General features: G+C 49.6%; 2 protein-coding genes and 1 pseudogene. All 3 read right to left on the bottom strand.

The features are described from left to right. Positions 1-362: 362 nt before the first annotated feature. The 3 genes and pseudogenes from rpoS to QZ506_RS05980 all read right to left on the bottom strand — a co-directional run bounded on the left by rpoS (position 363) and on the right by QZ506_RS05980 (position 2,953). Positions 363-1,355 (bottom strand): RNA polymerase sigma factor RpoS, encoded by a 993-nt coding sequence (gene rpoS / locus QZ506_RS05990; protein WP_291969740.1) that lies wholly within the window; start codon positions 1,353-1,355, stop codon positions 363-365. A 53-nt stretch (positions 1,356-1,408) separates the two neighbouring features. Next, positions 1,409-2,455 (bottom strand): murein hydrolase activator NlpD, encoded by a 1,047-nt coding sequence (nlpD, locus tag QZ506_RS05985; protein ID WP_291969738.1) that lies wholly within the window; start codon positions 2,453-2,455, stop codon positions 1,409-1,411. A 182-nt stretch (positions 2,456-2,637) separates the two neighbouring features. Further along, positions 2,638-2,953, bottom strand: a pseudogene (locus QZ506_RS05980) (IS1 family transposase). Positions 2,954-2,965 lie beyond the last annotated feature (12 nt).

Genomic DNA, 2,965 nt, shown 5'->3' with positions numbered 1-2,965 from the left:
GCTGCGGGCGTACGCCGATGGCCACTTTACTCGATGGAAAACGGATCTGGGCAGAAAAGAATCTGAACCAGATGTAATCTGACAGACACCTGTATAAATAATCGGTAACTGTCAGATCAGGTCTGAGCTAGTACATATTAGTTGTATTAGTTGTATTAGTTGTATTAGTTGTATTAGTTGTATTAGTCGCGACTAATACACATAAAGTAACCTACTTTTTATGTTGGATTGAACATATCAAAATCAGGCAATTACACCATCTCGTGTATAGGCTCCATAAAAAATAGGTGGGGTTTTCCCCACCTATTTTATTTAACTGATAGTCGACTCAACGTGCAAATACGGCATTCACTTCTGCTTCGTTATTCACGGAACAGCTCTTCAATATCCAGCCCTTGTACTTGCAAAATTTCACGCAAACGGCGCAGCCCTTCCACCTGAATTTGGCGCACGCGTTCACGGGTCAAGCCAATTTCACGACCAACGTCTTCAAGCGTTGCCGCTTCATACCCCAGCAGCCCAAAACGACGAGCCAGCACCTCACGCTGTTTAGCGTTCAGTTCGAACAACCATTTAACGATATTCTGTTTCATATCGTTGTCTTGCGTGGTGTCTTCTGGTCCGTTGTTTTTTTCATCCGCCAGAATATCCAGCAGCGCTTTATCAGAGTCCCCGCCCAATGGCGTATCGACCGATGTGATACGCTCATTCAAGCGCAACATGCGATTTACGTCATCAACAGGTTTGTCGAGCTGCTCGGCGATCTCTTCCGCACTGGGCTCGTGATCCAGCTTATGTGAAAGCTCACGCGCGGTACGCAGATAAACGTTCAATTCTTTAACGATATGGATGGGCAGACGAATCGTACGAGTTTGGTTCGTGATAGCCCGTTCAATCGTTTGGCGAATCCACCATGTGGAATAGGTTGAAAAGCGGAAACCCCTTTCGGGATCGAACTTCTCAACCGCACGGATCAAACCAAGATTACCTTCTTCGATGAGATCCAACAGCGCCAGACCGCGATTGTTGTAGCGACGGGCAATTTTCACCACCAGCCGCAGGTTGCTTTCAATCATACGGCGTCGCGATGAAACATCACCACGCAGCGCTCTACGGGCAAAAAAGACTTCTTCTTCAGCGGTCAGAAGCGGAGAGTAACCGATCTCCCCTAAGTAGAGTTGGGTAGCATCCAGCACACGCTGGGCTGCACTTTGGGATAACAACTCATCGTCGGATGCCTCATTATCTCCCGCTTCTTCCTTCGCTAGCGCCTTTTCGTCAAAAAGATCAAGTCCATTTTCATCGAACTCGGCATCATCATGTAACTCGTTAACTTTCAGCGTGCTTTGGCTCATAAGTGGCTCCTACACGTGATCCCTTGGCAGAATACCGAAATACTCTGCCCGATTTATCGCTGCGGAAGGTAACGCAGCGGGTTTACGGATTTCCCCTTGTAACGAATTTCAAAATGCAAGCGTACTGAACTGGTTCCGGTGCTACCCATGGTAGCGATCTGTTGACCCGCCTTGACCTCTTGTTGTTCCCGGACCAGAATAGTGTCATTATGGGCATAGGCGCTCAGGTAATCATCGTCGTGTTTGATGATGATCAGATTACCGTACCCGCGTAAAGCGTTGCCCGCATAAACAACACGCCCTGAAGCGGTCGCCATGATCGGTTGCACACGAGTGCCAGCGATATCAATCCCTTTGTTTCCCCCCTCCGACGCAGAGAAACTATCTATGACTTTCCCCTCAGTAGGCCAACGCCAGCTGCCGACAGCAGGAGCACTGCTTTCAACAACCGCGGGGGCAGTCACGGCAGCTCCAGTGGAAGGCAACATCTTACCTACATTCTGTTTACCCGAATTTCCAGAATACGCATTAGTTGACTGAGAATCAACCTGAGTTGTTTGAATTTGCGTCATTGATGGCGGCTGAGGCACACCGCCACGCTTGGCATCGGAAGGTGCCAGCATACCGCCGCCCGTACCGCCTGCCAGCATGCGTCCGCCGCCGGCCGATCCGCTGCTTACCGGCGCGGAAGAACCGTCACTCACCTGAAGCACCTGCCCGACGCTCAGGCTATAAGGCTCAGGGACATTGTTACGCTGAGCCAACTCGCGATAATCACTGCCAGTAATCCAGGCGATGTAGAACAACGTATCGCCCCGTTTTACCATATAGGTGCTGCCGCCATAGCTACCTTTAGGAATGGCGTTATAGCTACGGTTGTATACAATGCGGCCATCGCGCGTGGTAATCGGCGCATCACCGGAAGACGATATATTAGAAGGCGCAGTCGCGAGCACTCCACCGCGGCTGCTGCTATTGCACTGACCGCCTACGCTGCTGATTGGGGCGGGTTTGCTGTCTTTATCGGCACATCCTGCCAACCCCAGAATAATTGCCGTGCACGCCGCCATCTGACGCAGTGTTCTCGTTTGGCTTCCCATGCGCCTTGCTCCCCTATAACCGTAATACTCAATCAATACCTTAATGAGACCACTCGGGACCCGCCCTTTCATCACCGCATTGGCACCCGCCCAATGCCAACAATATCAACATGTTCTCACTATGACAGGGTTGTATTGAAATAAGTTCTATTGGGTCGTGTATTCAATGAGTTGATGTAGCATCAAACGTAGTACTCGCGTTCGATGTAAGTACCGATGATCCTATCGTGCATTTCGGATGATTTTGAATATCCGAGAGTTTTGCGATTGAGCCGCTGCAATCGGTTACGCAGTGTCAGATGTGCACGCTCAATACGCTGTGTATACAGCTTGCTAACAATGTGTTTTACTTTTGTAAGTTCGTCGTTATAAGCCCTGTAGCCATCCGTGTTTGCATGACTGACGACGGTAACGCTGATGGCCACTTTTGCCATAACCGTGTTTTTTCACAGGAGATGTCTGTTCACAAAACGGGCATCTTACATCAACTTTAGCCACTGTATTCAACAT

This window comes from Candidatus Symbiopectobacterium sp. (genome assembly GCF_020054415.1).
Classification (GTDB): Bacteria; Pseudomonadota; Gammaproteobacteria; order Enterobacterales; family Enterobacteriaceae; genus Symbiopectobacterium.
The sequence above is the reverse complement of the archived record's forward strand: the minus strand, read 5'-3'. Positions and strand labels throughout refer to the sequence as shown.